18 protein-coding genes and 1 pseudogene are annotated in these 20,027 nt (G+C 48.2%); all 19 read right to left on the bottom strand.

The annotated features are described in order from the left end of the window. Positions 1-839 precede the first annotated feature (839 nt). On the bottom strand, positions 840-1,082 hold the full coding sequence (locus tag MGMO_RS02290) for a MarC family protein (protein ID WP_023493403.1): 243 nt from the start codon (positions 1,080-1,082) through the stop codon (positions 840-842). A gap of 21 nt (positions 1,083-1,103) precedes the next feature. Then, positions 1,104-2,050: pseudogene (dapA, locus tag MGMO_RS02285) on the bottom strand (4-hydroxy-tetrahydrodipicolinate synthase). Between the two features lie 119 nt (positions 2,051-2,169). Beyond that, positions 2,170-3,261 carry a saccharopine dehydrogenase family protein gene (locus tag MGMO_RS02280; RefSeq protein WP_023493400.1) on the bottom strand — a complete coding sequence of 364 codons (1,092 nt, stop codon included), beginning with the start codon at positions 3,259-3,261 and terminating at the stop codon, positions 2,170-2,172. Between the two features lie 243 nt (positions 3,262-3,504). Continuing rightward, a complete protein-coding gene (locus MGMO_RS02275; protein WP_023493399.1) occupies positions 3,505-3,867 on the bottom strand; it encodes a hypothetical protein in 363 nt (120 codons plus the stop codon). A 222-nt stretch (positions 3,868-4,089) separates the two neighbouring features. Continuing rightward, positions 4,090-4,272, bottom strand: a complete 183-nt coding sequence (locus MGMO_RS02265) for a hypothetical protein (RefSeq protein ID WP_023493398.1) — start codon at positions 4,270-4,272, stop codon at positions 4,090-4,092. A 641-nt stretch (positions 4,273-4,913) separates the two neighbouring features. Further along, on the bottom strand, positions 4,914-5,903 hold the full coding sequence (gene corA / locus MGMO_RS02260) for a magnesium/cobalt transporter CorA (RefSeq protein ID WP_023493397.1): 990 nt from the start codon (positions 5,901-5,903) through the stop codon (positions 4,914-4,916). Between the two features lie 264 nt (positions 5,904-6,167). Beyond that, entirely contained in the window at positions 6,168-6,863 is a 696-nt protein-coding gene (locus tag MGMO_RS02255) for a response regulator (RefSeq protein WP_023493396.1), read from the bottom strand. A gap of 18 nt (positions 6,864-6,881) precedes the next feature. Continuing rightward, positions 6,882-9,608, bottom strand: a complete 2,727-nt coding sequence (locus MGMO_RS02250) for a sensor histidine kinase (protein WP_023493395.1) — start codon at positions 9,606-9,608, stop codon at positions 6,882-6,884. 143 nt (positions 9,609-9,751) lie between these two features. After that, complete coding sequence (locus MGMO_RS02245) at positions 9,752-10,567, bottom strand: HAD-IB family phosphatase (protein ID WP_023493394.1); 816 nt, start codon at positions 10,565-10,567, stop codon at positions 9,752-9,754. Between the two features lie 135 nt (positions 10,568-10,702). After that, on the bottom strand, positions 10,703-11,611 hold the full coding sequence (locus MGMO_RS02240; protein WP_023493393.1) for an MCP four helix bundle domain-containing protein: 909 nt from the start codon (positions 11,609-11,611) through the stop codon (positions 10,703-10,705). 32 nt (positions 11,612-11,643) lie between these two features. Next, positions 11,644-12,129: a potassium channel family protein gene (locus MGMO_RS02235; RefSeq protein ID WP_023493392.1), complete on the bottom strand. Its 486-nt coding sequence runs from the start codon at positions 12,127-12,129 to the stop codon at positions 11,644-11,646. A gap of 122 nt (positions 12,130-12,251) precedes the next feature. After that, positions 12,252-12,545, bottom strand: a complete 294-nt coding sequence (locus MGMO_RS02230) for a hypothetical protein (protein WP_023493391.1) — start codon at positions 12,543-12,545, stop codon at positions 12,252-12,254. A gap of 15 nt (positions 12,546-12,560) precedes the next feature. Continuing rightward, complete coding sequence (gene kdpC / locus MGMO_RS02225; RefSeq protein WP_023493390.1) at positions 12,561-13,136, bottom strand: potassium-transporting ATPase subunit KdpC; 576 nt, start codon at positions 13,134-13,136, stop codon at positions 12,561-12,563. Positions 13,137-13,148: 12 nt separating this feature from the next. Then, positions 13,149-15,221 (bottom strand): potassium-transporting ATPase subunit KdpB, encoded by a 2,073-nt coding sequence (kdpB, locus tag MGMO_RS02220; RefSeq protein WP_023493389.1) that lies wholly within the window; start codon positions 15,219-15,221, stop codon positions 13,149-13,151. Between the two features lie 21 nt (positions 15,222-15,242). Next, positions 15,243-17,051 carry a potassium-transporting ATPase subunit KdpA gene (gene kdpA / locus MGMO_RS02215; RefSeq protein ID WP_023493388.1) on the bottom strand — a complete coding sequence of 603 codons (1,809 nt, stop codon included), beginning with the start codon at positions 17,049-17,051 and terminating at the stop codon, positions 15,243-15,245. Further along, a complete protein-coding gene (gene kdpF, locus MGMO_RS02210) occupies positions 17,051-17,140 on the bottom strand; it encodes a K(+)-transporting ATPase subunit F (protein ID WP_023493387.1) in 90 nt (29 codons plus the stop codon). The genes kdpA and kdpF overlap by 1 nt, the downstream gene beginning before the upstream one ends. Positions 17,141-17,773: 633 nt before the next feature. Then, the gene (locus tag MGMO_RS02205) at positions 17,774-18,592 is read right to left on the bottom strand and encodes a sterol desaturase family protein (RefSeq protein WP_023493385.1); all 819 of its coding nucleotides are present in this window, start codon (positions 18,590-18,592) and stop codon (positions 17,774-17,776) included. 234 nt (positions 18,593-18,826) lie between these two features. Next, positions 18,827-19,006, bottom strand: coding sequence for a PAS domain-containing protein (locus MGMO_RS20455; RefSeq protein WP_023493384.1), 180 nt, complete (start codon positions 19,004-19,006; stop codon positions 18,827-18,829). 99 nt (positions 19,007-19,105) lie between these two features. Then, positions 19,106-19,618 (bottom strand): SRPBCC family protein, encoded by a 513-nt coding sequence (locus tag MGMO_RS02195; protein WP_023493383.1) that lies wholly within the window; start codon positions 19,616-19,618, stop codon positions 19,106-19,108. Between the last annotated feature and the right edge of the window lie 409 nt (positions 19,619-20,027).

Here is a 20,027-nt window from a genome sequence, read left to right as displayed (position 1 = left end):
GTTGCCAGGCATGGAACCGGTTTGCCAGCCAGCCCGACACTATTAGAAATCTGTGTACCCGACAGTGGGCTTTATTAATATAAGAAACTATTGGCATTGGTATAACACCTTTTATTAGACACCTATTTTGTAGGTTTTTGCTGATTTTTTAGGTTAAAACTAACCATTCTATGAAATGATGAGAAATCGCAGGCTCAATAAAGCGTCGTGACACACAAACAAGTAATTATTATGGCAGTTTTAAAAACCGAAACAGGAAGTCAAGTGCTAACTATTTTGATAACTCATTGAAAAATAATAACAACCTCTACTGCTCATAAGATATGAATTTTGTGCTACGAGATATATTTTTATATATCAATAGGTTATAGCAATCTTTACTACTGATCTTAAAATCGATATTTGGTCTGAAAGCCTTGTTACACGCTGCTTTCAGGGGTGTCACTGGACAAACCGGGCTTTTGGTCAAATACCCCCTTATTGGTCGTTGCGAATGGTTTGAGGTTGCTCCAGCCCAAAAATGTTGCTTACAAATAGTCCGATCAAATTATTTACTACTTAGATGGTATCGAGTTTGCTTGCTAGAAAGGAATGGAATATATGAGTTGAGGCTTAACCCGGTTTTCTGTTCCATTGCACCTCAAACCCCAACAACCTGTATTGGTTTTGTTTTACTTTCCGATATGAGCGCTCGCCAATTTGATTAGCCCATAAACTGCTAAAGATATAGGTATTATGGAAATAAATTGATGTGATTACTTTTCATTTGTTTTTCGTCCGACAGTAATGGTTGCGCCCATCATAAAGCTTTAGGCTGATTTTACAATTTCGGGGGTTGGTCAATAATAGCCAATTTGAAACGAAGGTATACCAATACCGAAAAGTTCCAGTATAAACTTTCCGCCTGCCAGGGCAACCAGCAGCACAGTCGCAACCGACATGGCACAAACCCAAGCGATATGCCGTCGCTCATGGAAGCTTCGATGTTCAGTCAGGCTAATGAAAAACGGGATGGCACCGATAGGGTCCACCACTGACAATAGCCCGGCCAGCAGTTTGAAGTATTCTTCTAATTCTACCATTCTCGTTATTCCAAGCCAGTGTCATAAGGTCGTAAAGTCTTTATCGTGAGGGATATGATGGGCGGTAAGCCTGGTTATCATTGTCTGAAACTCGTTAAAAAGCGTTGCCGCCCCATCCTTCGATAAATCCACCAAGGGTTTTCGGCAGGATCCTACTTTCATGCCCGCACGGTTCATTATCGCTTTGATAGGTGCCGGATTTGAACCTGTTTGGAGTAAAGCGCGACAAAATCCATGGATAGTATGCATGATAATCCTGGACTTATTCATATCCGAGCGCATGAAACTGGCCACCAGTTCGTCCATCACACGGGGCATAATGTTAGCCGCCACAGAAAACACACCGACCCCTCCTACTGAAAGAATGGGTAAAGTCAGCGAATCATCGCCGGAAAATACCGCAAAGGGCCGGTCAAGCCCGGAAGATCGGTAGACAACCTCAGTAATTTGGTCAAGGTCGCCGTTAGATGCCTTTAACCCGGCTATTGACGGACACTTTTCGCAGAGTTCCATGATGAGGTCGACCCCAAGATTGATTCCGGTTCGGCTGGGTATATTGTAAAGGATGAGCGGGATACCCACTTTATCCAGTTCCTGGAAATGCGCCAGTATACCTTCAGGGCTTGGCCTATTGTAATACGGTGTACCACCAGGCAGGCATCGGCGCCAAGTTTGGCCGCGCGCTCCGTCAACCTAAGCGCTTCCCGCGTGCTGTTCGAACCGGTTCCGGGAATAACTTTAAGGTTTGTATTTCGGGAGGCCTCAATCACAGTTGACACTACCTCATCCCATTCCTCATCAAACAGGGTCGGCGATTCGCCGGTAGTGCCGCAAGGCACAATCGCCGCTGTTTTGCTGTCGGCGTGCCATTTGACAAGTTCTGCGAGTTTTTCCCTGTTGACAGATTGCTTGGCATCATCAAGAAAAGGGGTAACTAGCGCTGCAACAGAGCCATTCAATAATTCCATGGTTTTTCTACAATAAATAGTGGACGAAACAGAATATATCAATCGGTAGCATCTAGCTGCTCATGCGTTTAGAATCACCAAGGGCTCTCGTGTGCCCTGCTTGCCAATGCCGAGCCGATTCATCGTCGATAATACTGCCCAAACCGGTTATCCTGGAATTCGCTCAACTTAAAACTTTCCTGGGTCACAAAACCGCGGTAAAGATCAGTTTGACCGAGCACTAGGTCAACGACCGCACAGAGCCCGGCAGCCGTGGTGATTTGGATGGCAGACCACACTTTGCCCGCGATGGTTTGCGGATATATCTTCTGTACGTAGTTTTCCTCGTACAGCTTGCCGTTTTGTTTGCCGGCCACCGCCACATAGATTAGCACGACATCCTGGACGGTTTTAGGAATTACGTTTTCAAGGATGCGTTTGAGCGTATCCCGGTCCTTGTTGAGTTTGAGGTCATTCATTAAAAATAAGATTTTCTCTCGATGGCCGGGGTAGCGCAGTGTTTTGTAATTCAGTGTCTTGACACGGCCATCGTAGCTGTCGGCAAGGGTGCCCAGGCCACCCGACGTATTGAAGGCTTCGTATAACAGGCCGTCCATTTCCACCGTTTCGTAACCTTCCAGGGGCATCAGGGTGACTTCGTGGCCGTCCTGTATGCCGTAACAGACGTTGCCGCATTCGTTGATCAGTCCATCGGTGGACCAGGTGAGGGAATATTTGAGGGCATTGCTCGGATTGACCGGCAACGCACCCACACGCAACATCACTGTATCCAGCTCATCGAAGTGGGTCATCAACTCATTGGCGACGATGCTGATAAAGCCGGGGGCCAGGCCGCACTGGGGAACAAAAGACGTTTCGGCGCCCTGGCTGAGCTTTTGCACTTGGCCGGTGACGGCAACGTCCTCGGTGACGTCGAAATAGTGTAGGCCGAGTTCGCGCGCAATTTCGGCAATGGGCGGATTGCAGTAATAGGGTAAGGCGGAAACGATGGCTTCAATCGGGTGCGTTTTGAGATAGAGGGCTAAGTCGGCCTTGTTTGTTACATCCAGGTGAAGGATACGTAGATACTGCCCCCCGATGTCCGCATCGATGCGCTTAAGTGCAGCGGCATCGTTGTCGCAAAGGTGAATCGAATAGTCTCCCGACTGTGCGAGCAAGCTAGCGATTGAAGAGCCAATAACGCCAGCGCCCAATATTAGTATATTCCGCATAAAGCTCCTGCTGTGTTGTTCTTGTGAATGAGTTGGAAAACGGTCGATGGGGTCGAAATAATAGGGGGCAGGTCGAGGCCATGCAGGTTTGGCTTTCGTTCAACACGGTGGGACGTCCCATCGGGAAAGGCCGAGCAAAGAAGCAGGGTTAAGTTGTATTTTTTAGATATTTATTACTATTTTTGCACAAAGAGCCGAACAATTGCGGCGGCTCTTTGGTGTGAAACTTCGAAACCGCGCCGCTTAGATCATACGTTCAGCGCAATTAGCCAGTATCTCCGCCTCACAGAATGTTTCTTTAGAATTTCCCGCAATGCTTTTCGGCAAACAGGTTTGGTACTGTTTAAATCCCGCCTGCGAAACAAACATGACCTCAATGTCAGGAATGCCGCAGAGATATTTCAAAAGACTCAGTGCAGCAGAACCACTCGATTTAATATAGATTCTCGGCTTCTCACACTGATTTTTTATAAACTTCGAAAGCTCATTGAGTCCCTCCATCGTATTATTGAATCGCCGAAAAAATACGGTTTTTCCCTCGCTACGCTGGACGAGCAGCCATGCGTTTTCATCATTATCAAGACCAAAATAGGTTTGGGGCGTCATACAGTTTTTTTCACCTTGTTGTTAAGACACGTATATCCTAATGAATTCCGCATAAAATTTATGTAAAGAATTATGGTTGCTGCGTAAAAAATGCATAAAGACAGCCCAGCCGTGAAGAGTAAGGCCAGCATGGGCAATCGGGTAATTTTGGCCTTTTGGGAGATCCCCGTAACCCCTTCTTTCATCGATTTCAGGCCATACCAATGGTTAAAACCATTATATTCAAGCAAAATAATCGGTAGCACCGAACCAATCTATCGTATTTTGATTTGCCGGGGCCGGCTTTTCACTGTCCAGCTCGTCAAGGACATATTCCATGCCATAAAATTTGCCATTATCGAAAGCTTGGTTCATCGATTCGATAAGATTACTGTACTGGACATTGGGGTTTTGGTTAACCATCATTTACCTTCCTTTTTCGTGGATTGATTTACAGAAACTGATATTACGGCAGGTAAACGAAAAATCATTAACTTACGAAGCAAAAAAATTGTAAATTATTGATAGTTATTGATGTATGCTTGGCATCAGTTGCTATGACAAGTCTATCTTATTAAATTACCCATAAAATTTTGGTAAAGAGTTGCAGTAAACCTATAAAGATTTTATAAAAAATCGGATGACGAGAGTAATGCCAAGGTGTAGATAAGCCTGATATTTGATCGTTTGTGGGATTAATCAATGAACATGAAAGCGATGCTACACATTGTAGCGACGTATAAACATTGATGCCTGCAACCAATCGATTGCATTTGTGCGCACCAGGCCGTCAACCATAATTGTCTGGGGCTTGTGATTAAGAGCCGGATTCATGCCAGACCCCACAAAGTTGCCATTCGATATTCAAGTATTTTAGGCGGCAACACCTTTGATCCTTCCGTTGGGAGGCATAGGTCTTACCTAAACCCGCCATCACACCAAAAAAATAACTCCAGTCGAACTTGCTGGGTATTGGCCCTATCCCTCGCGTGCCAGATGAGCAAATCATCAGGAACAGGACTTTCGAATTCCTGGTTGTTATTTCTCACATCGCGTGCATTTTAAATTTAAAGCCAACCAGTCCTTTTCAAGCGCAAATACAGTAACAAACTGCCCAACGCCACACCTCCGACCACCAAAGGATAACTGTATTCCCAATCTAGCTCCGGCATGTGCCTGAAATTCATTCCGTACCAGCTAAATATCATCGTAGGTATCGCCAGGATTGCTCCCCAGCCGGCCAGCCGCTTGACGACTTCGTTTTGTCGCACCGTTTCAAAGTTCAGATGCACCTGCATCGCTGCGACCAACATCTCGCGCATGCCGTGGATCGTCCGATCAATGCGTTTAATGTGATCGGCAATATCGCGGAAATAGACTCGCACATCTTTAGGGATAACCGCGTTATGGAGGCGCATCAGCTCATTGCAGATATCCATTACCGGCGTAATGGCACCCTCCAGCAGCAGCAACTCGCGCTTCAGCCCGTAAAGGTCTTCCATGGTCTGACGGCTGGGGCGGAATTGAAAAATTGCCGACTCCAGCACATCGAACCGTGCCTGTAAACCGTCTATGACCGGCACATAATTATCGACGATAAAGTCCATGATAGTATACAAGGCATAGCCTGGCCCTTTGGCCAGTTTCTGCGGCATGGACTCGCAACGTTTTCTGACATCGCTGTGACTGCTCGAATAACCGTGCCTTACCGTAACCAGGAACCGCGGCCCCAGGAAAAAATGGGTTTCACCGAATTCGACCTGACTACCCGCAATATGGGCGGTATGCATCACTATGAACAAGGAGTCGCCGTATTCCTCGATTTTCGGACGCTGATGCGCAGAGCAGGCATCTTCTATTGCCAAGTCATGCAGCCCGAATTCCTGCTGGATCTTAGCCAACAGCCCGCTATCCGCCTCCCGTAATCCCAGCCAGACAAAGGTGTTTTCCCGTTTTAGTACTTCGCTAATACCATCAATCGTCACATCGCCAATACTGAGGCCATTTTGGTAGGCGACGCACCTCATAATCATGCGGTTATCAATTTTATCTGACAAATATGCCTACCTCTTTTGGCCTGGAGTCTTAGCCTTACCAATAATTTTTGCGTTTATTATATGAATGACTAAAGCAGGTCTTGCTCCAGGCAATAATTGCATCCTTGTTTTTATGGGACGGATCTCCTTGATTTTCAGGTAATACCAATTCCAATAAGCTGTTATTTGAATCCCCTCGACCTAACCTTCTCCTGCTGGAGAAGGGATAATATGCGGACTTATTGGAATTGGTATAACCACCTCCTTGCTCGAAAGGATATATTTTCACTCTTTAAGTCGATAACCAATGCCTGATTCGGTTAATAAAAATTTCGGCTGAGTTGGGTCGGCCTCCAATTTTTGGCGAAGCTGGCTCATATAGATACGCAGATAATGGGCATTTTCCTGATAAGAAGGCCCCCAAACTTCTTTGAGGATTTGCTGATGGGTCAACACCATGCCCGCATGCTTAACCAATACCGATAGCAGCCGGTACTGTATTGGGGTAAGATGGATTTCCTGGCCATCTACGGTGACTATCCTGTTGTGTAAATCCACTTTTAGGTTGGCGCTGATAAACACTTCGGACTGTCGTTGTTCCGGTGTCCTGAGCGAATGCCGGAGCGCAACCCGTATCCGTGCCAGCAACTCACCGAAACTGAAGGGTTTGGTCAGGTAATCGTCGGCACCGGCATCCAACGCTTCGATTTTTTGTTGTTCGCTGCTGCGGGCCGAGAGGATGATAATCGGCAGATCAGTCCAGCCGCGTATTGCCTTGACCACTTCGACACCATCCATATCCGGCAAACCCAGGTCGAGTATAAGCAAATCCGGTTTCCGTGTATTGACTTCAATGATGCCCTGCTTGCCCGTTTCTGCCTCATATACCGAGAATCCCTGGGAATTGAGGCTAGTGCGTAGAAAACGACGGATGGAAAAATCGTCTTCGATGACAATGATAACGGGATCGGTTTTTGTCATGGCACACTGGCTATTAATTTAACATTCTTCTGTTTCCATGATCGGCTGAGGCTGATCAGCTGGCAGCTCAAATGTGAACACAGCGCCTCCGCCCGGCCTATCTTGGGCATGAATATGGCCGCCGTGGCTTTCAACAATGGCACGGCAGATCGCCAGCCCCAACCCGACCCCACTCTGCGCAGCTTCGTGCCGTGTTTGGTAAAACTTTTCGAACAGGCGGTCTTCTAAACCTTTCAGTATACCGGGCCCACGATCGGCGACTGAAATTTCAACGGTTTTTTCCAAAGTTTGGGCGGTTATCTCCAATTCGCTTCCGGGTGGCGTATAGCGTACCGCATTTTCAACCAAGTTGATCAATACCTGTTCAATCATGACGGCATCAGCATAGACCATTGGCATTCCCGGCGGAAGCTTGACTTTGAGCGGTCGGCCGAGCAATAATTTTTTCAATCGGGTCAGTACCGTACCGATAATTTCATCCAACGGAAGCCACTGTTTGTTTAGGGTCACCATGCCAGCGTCGAGCCGGGCCATATCCAGGATGTTATTGACGAGATTCGACATGCGTTCGGCTTCTTCGACAATAGCGCGGTTGAGTTCCTGCTTATCTTGTGGCTGCAGGTTCCCTTCGTCTTCGGCCATGGTGCTGGCCGAACCGATGATGGTCGCCAGCGGGGTACGCAAATCGTGGGATATGGCACTGAGCAAGGTATTATGCAAGCGTTCGGATTCAATTTGTAAGTGAGTGATTTTGGCCTGCTCCGCAAGGCAGACCCTGGCCACTGCTTGGCCGATCTGCCACAAAAAAGTTTCCAGCAGTTTTTGTTGTTCCGGCAGAAATATTCGGCGCAGGTTGACCGGTAACAATGCCAACACTCCCAGCACCTTGTCTTCGTTATGGATCGGAAAATAGATGGCTGCAGCACCCGGCAAGGTATTGGTGCCTTGGCCAGCCATTTCATTATGGTCGAAAACCCATTGTGCGACACTGAGGTCGGTGCCGTGCAATGACTCTGGAATGCCCTTATGTTTAGGATAAACTACCCGACCATTGCTGTCTGGAAATAGTATGACATTTCGGCTGCTGAATTCTGAATGCAGGTGGCGAACAGCGGTAAGGACGATTTCTTCTTCGGTTTGGCTATTGGCCAGATCTTTAGTCATCGCATAAAGCGCCGCAGCGCGCCTTTCCCGGTGAAAAGCCACTTTTGCCTGAGAGCGAACATTGGCCATCAAATTGCTGATGACGATCCCTATCACTAACATAGCCACCAGTGTGATCAAATATTGGCTGTCGGCCACCGAAAAGCTGTAATAGGGTTGTACGTACACAAAATCGAAGATACCGACACCCAACACTGAAGCAAAAATCGACGGCCCGCGCCCAAAGCGCGTCGCGACAAACACCACGCCAAGTAAAAACACCATCACCAAGTTGACAAGTTCCAAGCGACCGGACATGAGGTGGGCAATAAAGGCGCAGGCCAGCATGATGAAGCCAGCCCAGCCATAGCCCTGATAATAACCCTTTTTTCTAGCTGCAGTCCGTTGCCGCAAGCCCGGTAATGGACTGAACTGATCCAACTTGGATCTCTCCACCGACTTTGGGCTACCCAGCAGGTATATGCTTATATTGTGCGCCTGGCTAATCAATGTATCGACAACCGATCCTAGTAGCAAACGTTTCAAGCCACGGCGCATGGGTTTGCCCAACAAAATTTTGTTGATGTTGCGTTCACGGGAAAAACGGATAATCGCTTCACTCATCTCAGGTGAGCTGAGGGTAACAGTTTCCGCACCGAGCTGTTCCGCCAGCCTCAGAATACGCAGGACACCGTCGCGATTTTCCGCCGATAACCTTTGCAATTGTGGGGTTTCGACATAAACGACGATCCATTCGGCACGCAAGCTGGTAGACAGGCGTTTGCCGGCACGTACCAAACGTTCTCCCAAGACACTATTAGGGCCGATGCACACCAGAAGCCGTTCACTCACCTGCCAGATTTCGCGGATCGCATTATCTTCCCGGTAATCCTGCATCTGGGCATCGACGCGGAAGGCAGTTTGCCGCAAAGCGAGTTCGCGCAAAGCAATCAGGTTGCCTTTGCGAAAGAAATGGTTGATTGCTTCCTGGGCTTGTTGCGGTAAATATATCTTGCCTTCCTTGAGACGTGTCAATAACTCATCGGGTGGCAAATCCACCAACTCAACTTCGTCAGCATCTTCGAACACGGTATCGGGCACCGTCTCCCAAACCCGTATACCTGAAATCTGGCCAATGTCGTCATTGAGACTTTCCAGATGTTGGACATTCAGTGCCGTGTAGACATCGATGCCAGCATCCAGCAGTTCTTGTACATCCTGCCAACGTTTAGGATGCCTGGAACCCGGCGCATTGGTATGCGCCAGTTCGTCAACCAGGATGACAGCAGGCCGACGTTTGAGCGCGGAATCGATATCGAACTCCTGTAGGATTGTGCCTTTATAGTCGATTTTCCGGGTAGGCAGCACTTCCAAACCATCCAACAGGGCCAAGGTTTCTTTGCGGCCATGGGTTTCTACTATGCCAACTACCACATCAAGGTTTTCAGCACGGCGTTCCCGTGCCGCCAGCAGCATTGCAAAGGTCTTGCCGACGCCCGCCACAGCGCCGAAAAAAATCTTCAACTTACCACGTTTGGCCTTGGCTTTCTCACGCTCGACACGGGCGAGCAATTCGTCTGGATTGGGGCGTTCAACGTTCATGGCTACTTCCCATTTTTTGGTATCATGTATGTGTACAGTAATATCAGCTAGGTTAGACTAACCGGCTTTCCCTGATCGAAGCACAATGATTATTATTTCCATGTGTTCGTGCAATCGGATCAATTCATATTTCGAGGTTTCATTCAAAAACACCCATTGTGGAATGTGATCCAGTCGGTACGGATTTTGTCCCAATCCTGGATGGCCAAACCATATGAGGTGAACAGTTCGCGAATCTGATGCGAATCCCATTTTAGGACATCCTCTAGAATGGGTATCAACACGCTGACCGCGTTGTCACAGAGCACAGTCCGGTTGGCGATGCGGCCAATGGATTTCGTCTCCGATACGGCAATGGTGTGGCCGTCTCGGCTATTCACGTCGTGCATGACGTAAAGATCGGAGCTGCCATCGCCGACATAGATGACCCGATCAGGGCTCATTTGGAGCTTAAGCTCCAGCTCCTGGAGAACGGCAACCTTACCGTAACCCGCCGGTACGCGAAGTACCGAGCCTATTTCACCTGTTTCAGGATCGAACTCCAATTGGGTACCAAACACGTTCTCCGGCGGAACAATACCTTCGAGCGCTGAGCACACAACTTCTCTAGGTCCGGCAGAGATCACGAAGAAATGAAAGCGGTTTCCGGCCAAACCTTCGTTCAAGATTTCGGCTAACAATTTGACATCGTCTTTTAACCGGACGCGTTTGCCCGCTTCAATGAGGTGTTCGCGACGGACACTGCGGAATGCAGGGTCGTGCCGCAACAAATACGCCAGCTCGGCACCCTGATGAACAAGGGTAGCACACGCGAGTCCCGTGACTTTCTCCTTGTAGTCGGAAATGCCCAGCATCTCTGCCAGTACATAACCTGAATCGTTGAAACTTAACGTCTGGTCGAAGTCGCTGGCCACAAGGTATTCCGTTGTTGTATCGGGCTTGTTCGTTGTCAAATTCATGTTGCTTATGCCTTTATGAAGAAAAGATGGCTTTTTTTGAATTGTAATATCGTCAACATGGTGCTTCGCCTATAGATAAAGAGATGCTATGTCGTCAAACCCCTATGGCTTCTTTATACGTGGGTACAGCTTTTCTTACCTCGTCGCTTTGGATTGCCGGGCTTGAACTGACTCCTGTAGGGTAGCCAGGATTTCCTGGCATTGTGAAGAAATAATCCATTGCTTTCCCAAGGATAGTTCTGACGACTTGACATTCGTATTCATCCGGGAAAGCCTTAAAACTTCATTGGTCAGTTCCATGAATTGCAAGTAAGCCTGCTCGGCATTCTTCAAATCTTCACCGTCACTGGAACTGGCGACACGACTAAGCGCCGCAAGAGCGTTCCTGGCTGATCCGTCATAAGCCTTAATGCGTTGTTCAATTTTATCCATCGCCTGGTCGTCCGCTTCCTCAATATGAGGCTTATGAAGCGTATAAATGTTCAGGCTGGCAGTGAGCGCTTCATAAGCAACCATCGCAGTTTCACTGCACTGTTTGCCCGTTTTGTTGTGCTGGATTATACGGCTCAAGCTCTCTTCAAACCGCGCCATTTCCTGGGCGCATTGCGTTGAGGATATTTTTTGGGCCTTGAGGTTGGTGTTTTGGACGGCTAGGTCCAGGATCGTTTCGTCCAATTTTCTGTATTGCGTCCAGCAAGCATTGAACTCATTTAACAGCTCTGCCTCACGTTGAAATTCGTCCTTATGGATGATGGATTCGATTTCCTTCCGGTTTTTTTCCACGCTATCGGTTGCTTGGCGGGCTTTGGCGGCAAACGATTCCGATTCCTCATCGGTTATGGCCATGACAGCGTTTTTTTCGGACTCAATGGCTTCCAGAAGATGGATTCGCATTGAGGATAATAAATTGCCTTTAATAGACTTTATTTCAAATGGATTGTAATCCACCTTATAAACGGCGCTATAGAGCGTGAATCCCCCCAGGACAGCAAACGTCATTAACCAGGGCAATAACGCATAAAATCTATTGGTCTTTTGTTCCACAATTCAGCCTATCACTTTATTTAACTCCCGGTTTATACGGGCTTTTTGATCGATGACAACTGTTTCTCCAGTGCTTCTATGTGTTCATGCAATCGAGCCAACTCAGCGAGAATCCGGTCTTCTCCGGTTTGAATGCGACCTGCCTCCCATTCGATATTCCGCATGTCAACTCCCAGTACATCCATATTTTTGCCGATCAGGGACACCGAAACCAGGGCGGTGAACAGCGAAAAAAACACTAATCCCAACAAAATCAGCCCCGCCGCCAGCAAACGCCCAAAAAATGAGATCGGAACCACATCGCCGAAGCCCACATGGGTCATTGTCACCCAAGCAGACCAAATGCCATCGAAAAGTGAATTGATATTAGGATCGATCAGAAAAAGTATCAGTCCGACTGCCAAGGTCACGAGGATAGCGAGCAAGACCAAATAACCCAGATTCTTGGATTTGAAAAGATCGATCTTGAGGTTGTTCCCCCATTTGATCGCATTCTGGCATTCCACCAGCCAACTCATAGGCCTTTTCCTCATATATAGTTTTTTATTTGAACTGGGAACATTAAATTATCCCCTCTATGCTTGGCACAATAGGCATTTTAGAGGCTGATCCGAGTCAATTTTTGAAAAATTCATCAGAATTATTCATCGATCAGCTCCTGTTCACGATTTACCTTTCCGGTACTCAAGTCACACAGCACCAACCACTCCGAACCGTCACGCGCCTGAACCACATATTCCACCCAAGACTTTCCATACCGTAATAGCATTCGTTCTTTGTCAATCGCTCCTGGATGGAGAATCAGTGCTTCATTTTTACAAGGTTCTATATTTACCTTACTGGGCGGCAGCGCATAGCGGTCGGTATCATTCGTGTCTGCGGCAGCGACCTGGAAAGAGGTTACGAATATCAATAGGCAGCGTCCAAATTCCATAACAAATCCATCAGGTTAGTGAATGGCATCCATCGCCAAGTTTAATGTCAGGACGTTGACCCTTGGCTCTCCGAGCACACCCCATTGCCGCCCCTCGGTATGCGACTGCACCAAATCCCGGAGTTTTTCGGGGTCAATCTTACGCACCTTGGCGATACGATTGACTTGATAGTCTGCTGACGCAGGGCTGATGTGCGGATCCAGGCCACTGCCAGAAGCAGTGACCAAGTCTACCGGAACTGGTGTTTTATTGTCGGGATCGAACGCTTGCAAAGCATCGATTCGGCCTTTGACTGCATCGGCTAGGGCTGGATTGGTTGGCCCCAGGTTAGAGCCACTGGATGCAGCGGCATTGTAGGGGTAGGGGGAAGTGGCCGAAGCCCGTCCCCAGAAGTACTTAGGGTCGCTGAACGGTTGCCCGATCAATGTAGAACCAAGCAGTGTGCCTTGCTGATCTTTGATCAGGCTGCCGTTGGCTTTGTCGGGATAAAAGGCTTGGGCGAAAGCGGTGACCAAGGCGGGGTAAATTACGCCGGTCAATGTAGTCAACAGCAGCAACATCATAACAGCGGGTTTTAAATTACTTAACATATCCAGTCTCCTTTATGCCAGTTTCATCGCAACAAGCAGCAAATCAATTGCCTTGATGCCTATAAACGGAACGATTAGCCCGCCTACCCCGTAAATCAGTAAATTGTTTTGCAACAGCTTTTCCGCGCCGACCGGGCTGTAGCGGATGCCTTTCAAAGCCAGGGGAATCAGGGCAATGATAATCAATGCGTTGAAAATCACCGCCGACAGGATAGCGCTGGCCGGCGTTGCCAGGCCCATCACGTTCAATACATTCAACGCCGGATAGGTCGTGGCAAATGCTGCAGGAATGATGGCGAAATACTTGGCGACGTCATTGGCGATGCTGAAAGTGGTCAGCGCCCCGCGGGTCATCAGCATCTGTTTGCCGGTTTCGACAATTTCAATCAACTTGGTGGGATTAGAATCCAAATCCACCATATTCCCAGCCTCTTTGGCAGCTTGCGTGCCTGAATTCATTGCCACAGCGACATCGGCTTGGGCAAGGGCAGGGGCATCGTTCGTACCGTCGCCGGTCATCGCCACAAGTCGACCATCGGTTTGGTGCTGCCTTATCAGTTTAAGTTTCGCTTCCGGCGTGGCTTCGGCCAGAAAATCGTCGACGCCGGCTTCGGCGGCAATGGCGGCCGCAGTCAGGCGGTTGTCACCGGTGATCATGATGGTCTTGATGCCCATTTGGCGAAGCTCGGCAAAGCGTTCCTTGATGCCGCCTTTGACGATATCTTTTAGTTCGATCACACCCAATGCGCGCGAACCATCAGCCACTACCAATGGTGTACTGCCCCGGCGAGCCACATCGTCGACCATCGTTTTGAGTTCATTGGGAAAGTGGCTGCCCTGGTCTTCTATGTAGGAACGGATGGCATCCGCAGCCCCTTTACGAATCTGACGGCCTTCCAGGTTAACGCCACTCATCCGGGTCTGGGCGCTAAAATGAACGAAGGTCGCCCCTAGTGAATGTACGTCCCGCTCACGGAAACCGAATTTCTGTTTCGCCAGCACCACGATGCTGCGGCCTTCCGGCGTTTCATCAGCCAGGGAGGCCAGTTGCGCGGCATCGGCCAAATCCTTTTCGCTGACGCCTTTGACCGGGATTAAGGCTGAAGCCTGCCGGTTGCCCAGGGTGATGGTGCCGGTCTTATCCAGTAGCAGCACATCGACATCGCCAGCAGCTTCCACTGCCCGGCCCGATGTTGCAATTACGTTTTTCTGCATCATTCGGCCTATACCGGCGACACCGATCGCCGACAGCAAGCCGCCGATAGTGGTGGGGATCAGGCACACCAACAGCGCTACCAGTACGGTAACCGTGATCGGATGGCCGGCGCCAGACGTTTCGACACTATATAAGGAAAACGGCAACAAGGTTACTGTCGCAAACAAGAACACCAGCGTCAAGGCCACCAGCAGGATGGTGAGCGCAATTTCGTTGGGGGTTTTTTGGCGTTTGGCGCTTTCCACCATCGAAATCATCCGATCCAGGAAGGACTCGCCAGGGTTGGCCGAAATACGCACCACTAGCCAGTCGGACAGCACCCGGGTACCGCCGGTGACGGAACTGAAGTCGCCGCCGGATTCACGGATGACGGGGGCACTTTCGCCGGTGATGGCGCTTTCGTCGACCGAGGCGACGCCTTCGATCACTTCGCCGTCGCCCGGTACAAAATCGCCCGCTTCGATCAGTACCACATCGCCCTTACGCAATGTTGAACCGGACACTTTGGAATAATTGCTGCCGTAGCGAGGCTCATCCAATTTTTTGGCGGATATCTCACGTTTGGCACTGCGCAAAAACGCCGCCTGGGCTTTGCTGCGCCCCTCAGCCACCGCTTCGGCGAAATTGGCGAACAACACGGTAAACCATAGCCATATCGTAACGGCCAGGATAAAACCGGACGGCTCTTCGCCCTGTCCACCCAGCGCTTGAAACCATAGTATGGTAGTAAGTATGCTGCCGAGATAGACGACAAACATCACCGGATTTTTCCATTGCTGCTGTGGTGTCAGCTTTAAGAAGGCGTCAATCGCTGCTTGTTGCAGGATTTCCGGGTCAAAAAGGGAAGTAGAAACGGGTTTAGTAGTCATAATGTGTTTCCTTAATCCTAATTATTTGTGGCCGATCATTTGAAGATGTTCAACGACAGGGCCCAAGGCCAAGGCGGGAACAAAAGTCAGCGCGCCCACCATCAATACAGTCCCGATCAATAACATCACAAACAGCGGCGTATGGGTTGACAAGGTGCCTGGGCCGACCGGCACGGTCTTTTTTGCTGCCAGGGAACCTGCAATCGCCAATACCGGGATCATCAGCCAATAGCGGGAAAACAGCATCGCCATTCCCAACATGAAATTGTAGAACGGGACGTTGGCCGAGATACCGCCAAAGGCGCTGCCGTTGTTGTTGCCGGCGGAGGAAAAGGCGTACAGCACTTCACTGAAACCATGTGCGCCGGGATTAAATATCGAGGCCTTGCCGGCATCCATCATCAGGGCAATCGCAGTGCCTGCCAGTACCATCAAAGGCGGGATCAGGATCACGATGGCTGACATTTTTACCTCGAAGGCTTCGACTTTTTTGCCCAGATATTCCGGCGTGCGGCCTATCATAAGGCCAGCGATAAATACCGCGATAAGGGCGTAGACGATCATCCCGTAAAGGCCGGAGCCCACGCCGCCATAGATCACTTCCCCCAACTGTATCAACCACATCGGCACCATGCCGCCTATCGGAGTAAATGAGTCGTGCATGGAATTGACCGAGCCGTTTGATGCTGCTGTGGTTGCTACCGCCCATAATGCCGAATTGACGACACCGAACCTGGCTTCCTTGCCTTCCATATTGCCACCGGGTTGCTGGGCGGCAGCGGCTTGGTCAACCCCGAGAGCGCTTAATGACGGATTGCCGCTTTGCTCGGCCGGTACCGTGACGGCTATTAGCGCCACGAACACCAAGGTCATGGCCGCCAAAATCGCCCAGCCCTGGCGGGTATCGCCTATCATCACGCCAAAGGTGTAACACAGCGCCGCCGGTATCAGCAGGATCGCCAGCATCTCCAGAAAGTTGCTCAGCGGCGTCGGGTTTTCGAAAGGATGCGCTGAATTGACGTTGAAAAAACCGCCGCCGTTGGTGCCCAATTGCTTGATGGCGATTTGCGATGCCGCAGGCCCCAAGGCCAGGGTTTGCTCATTGGTCTCGACGGTTTCGGTTACCGGCTTGCCTTCGGCATCGGTCACGATTTTGCCGTCTGCATCCAGTTTTGGCGCTTGATAGCTGACTGCTTGCTGCAAATTAACCGTTTGATACGGTTTAAAGGTTTGCACCACGCCTTGCCCGACCAGCACTAAAGCCAAAATTAACGACAAAGGCATCAAGATATACAAGGTGCTACGGGTCATATCCACCCAGAAATTGCCGATCGTCTCGGTATTGCGGCGGATAAAACCCCGTATCAGCGCGACCAGTACCGCCATGCCGCTGGCGGCAGAGACAAAGTTTTGCACCGTCAAACCCAACATTTGAGTCAGGTAGCTCATCGTGGCTTCGCCGCTATAACCCTGCCAGTTGGTGTTGGTGGCGAAACTGACGGCGGTATTGAACGACGAATCGGGGCTTACCGCAGGCAGTGCTTGAGGATTGAGGGGCAAAATATCCTGAAACCGTTGCAGCGCATAAACCGCCAATAAGCCCAGTAAGTTGAACACCAGCATGGCTATGGCATATTGCGTCCAGCGCATTTCCTGTTCAGGTTTGACGCCGCTGAACCGATAAAGTATTTTCTCGACCCAAGCAAACCAGCGGTTCAAACCCACCGGCTCATCTTGATACACCCTCGCCATATAGATGCCTAGTGGCTTCGCCAGCAATAGCAGCGTAATGACATAGAGTGCAATTTGCATAAAACCTTGGGATGTCATCAGAATTTCTCCGGATAAAACAAAGCTACAACCAAGTAGACAAAAACGGCTATCGCTAAGATGCCGCTTAACATATAAACCCAACTCATGGCTGCCCCCTTAACGATTCGCAGCCCAAAATCAGTAAACCGGTCGCCACAAAAAAGACCGCCGTCAATATCAAATAACCCATATCCATCTGCAACTCCACTTGGAAATGTCGGAAAATAATTGCGCCTTTAACAAAAAGACCCTAATTAACAGACGCTCAATATACTGAATAAAATGTAAAGAAGTCGTAAAAAATAGACGGCAAAATGTAAAAATAATATAAAAATGCGATATGATTTTGACAGGTTGAAACCTGAAATAAAGTATTTTTAGATATGCGGCTTAACCCCCATTTGTTAATGGTTTTTCGAATGGATTTAAAAGTTTTCAACAATAATATTATAAGGTTACATGACTTTAAGTGTCACCGTATAAGGTATTCTTATCTTATTCATTCCGCCAAAACGAAGACAAAAAATTATCACTTTCGACGATGCTATTTTTATTGATATAAAATTAAGTTTTTTGATATTGATCAAAAATAAACTAATGAAGTTGGCTATACATGAAAGTAACGACAAAATAAGCAAAAATATTGCCGCATCATGGCTTATCGTGAAGTGACAGGGGTTATTGGGGAGTCTTTTGCGGTATCAATGTCGATATTTGTAAAAAAATGCGGCTACTAAGGACTATGGCTTGCGGCCTTTGGGAATCATCCGCCATAGCTTTCGGATATGGTCTTCAGTAATAAATGCCAAGAAAAAAAGTTGCCAGCAGTTTTCCGCTTCGATGATGTCCAAACCGATATTTTCAGGGACGAGTTCCTTGCGGGTATCGAACAACTTATCCCAAAACGCCAGCACGATACCATAGTTGCTGTCGTGTTCAATGCGCAGGGTAGAGTGGTGGGTACGGTGCAGGTACGGGGTGATAATAAATTTCGACAGCCATTTTTCATTTTTGAACGAAAGGTTGGAATGGTGAAAGAAAATAAAAAACAACTGGATGGATTCCATGACCATCACTAAATAAGCATCAACCCCGACAAGGATAACAAACACGCACCGGTAAAGGATTTCAAGAAACAAGTCAAAAACGTGAAATCGAAAACCGGTGGAAACGTTAATGCTTCTGTCACTGTGGTGCACCTTATGGAAGCGCCACAGGAAACTGTATTTGTGGTTGGCGACATGCCAAGCATATATCGACAAATCATAAAGCAAAAATGACAATATCCACTTGACCGGATGGTTCCCCATATCGCTCAAGAGCCCGTGTGAAGAAAACTGTTGCGCCACAAAATAGAGAGAAGTGACCCGTAATGCCGTAAGTATGATGTTATTGAAGAGAAATGTCGTGGTGTTGGTGAGTAATGATTCCTTTTCGATTTCATCGGGGAAGCGCCGGTAAGGTTTTAGCTTCTCCATGACCACCAAGGCAATGAAGACCAGCATGGCCAAACCAAACAAGATTAGACTTATGGGGAAATTGGCCGTTTCATTTTGCATGTTTACCTGCCCATAATAATAAAAGCACCAGGGGAAAGGGTTTATCCACAATGAGTTCCCCGCCCAGAAGGTTAATATTAAATAACTTAGCTTATTTATCGGGGGACAGGGTGTCGCTCAATAAGCGGGTGAGTTCTTGAACCTCATTCTTGGCATTCACTTGATTGGTTACATCGTATTGTACGCCTAGGAAATAAATGACTTCGCCTTTTCGATTAAATAGCGGAATTATTTTTAAACGATTAAAAATAGCTCGCCATCCTTGCGGTAATTTCTTAATGTCACTTCAATCGGTTTGCGGTCTTTGATGGCCTCAGTTACTTGGTAACGGGCTTCTTGTTCCAGGTCAACACCCTGAAGAAAGCGGCAGTTATGCCCGATGATGTCTTGCTGGGTCTGCCAATGTGACACCATTAATACACTCGTCCAATTTCAATGAGAGACTTCAGGGATTCAACGATTATCTTTTCCAACGATAAAACTCATGCCAAATCTCCAAGCAAACAATTTGGTTTAGTGGGGTTTATCTTCAAGCAAGATTTTGATGTTTGCAACCGTATTTTCAGCGCCTTCTTCGATGGCCGTACGGATAAGTTTTTCAAACGGCAGCATAAAAAGCTCCACGTCCAAAATTTCAAAGGAATATTCCAGCACTGTTACATCCTGCCTATCCCCGCCAGAAAACTGGTAAATAGTTCGAAACGGCGCATCCACACCCGCCAAGGTCAGTTTTTTAAGGGGTTCAAACTCCGATACCTCGAAGATCGACTGTTCTTTTTGACCTTGCTCAAGGCGAGTTTGTATCGCCCTCGCGCCGACAAAGATATCTAGCCCATTCAAGGGCTTAAATTCAGAGACTTCCAATGCCCATTTAGGGTAGTTTTCAAAAAACTTTTCCCCTACGAACCGAAATACTTCAGCGACTGGCTTGTTTACTTCAATTCTGGCCTTACCCTCTATCGGTGGGGAAATATCCAAATGGGGCATGAAGCGTTCTCCTGTCAAGATCAAATTGCCAATATCCATCTGTAACACCTCTTGAAAAATACGGAAATAATTCCGGCAGGCAAAGCACTCGGCCTTGATTGCCTATTTACCAATATATCGAAAAACATGTAAAAAAGTCGTAAATACTGGGTGGAAAAGTGTAATAGTTAGATAAATGTGCGAATTGAGAACCGAGGATGCATCAACAATTTCATATACAGAAAGGACAAGAAATGTAATGAGCTTGGGCAAAATATTCGGTTGATGGCTTGCCATAGCGATTAAACAAATAGAGGGTTATGAACCAGGCTCACCTGAACCGGAACGCACCTTAGGCCTAGTCTCAAGCTGCATTGATGGTGACTTTAGCCTTGGAGTGAATCTGATTTTCAAGCCTACCCCTAGTGATAACCACATTATTTCCATTTAAGCAGCAATATGTTTCCGT

The organism is Methyloglobulus morosus KoM1, assembly GCF_000496735.2.
In the GTDB taxonomy this organism is placed as follows: Bacteria; Pseudomonadota; Gammaproteobacteria; order Methylococcales; family Methylomonadaceae; genus Methyloglobulus; species Methyloglobulus morosus.
The sequence above is the reverse complement of the archived record's forward strand: the minus strand, read 5'-3'. Positions and strand labels throughout refer to the sequence as shown.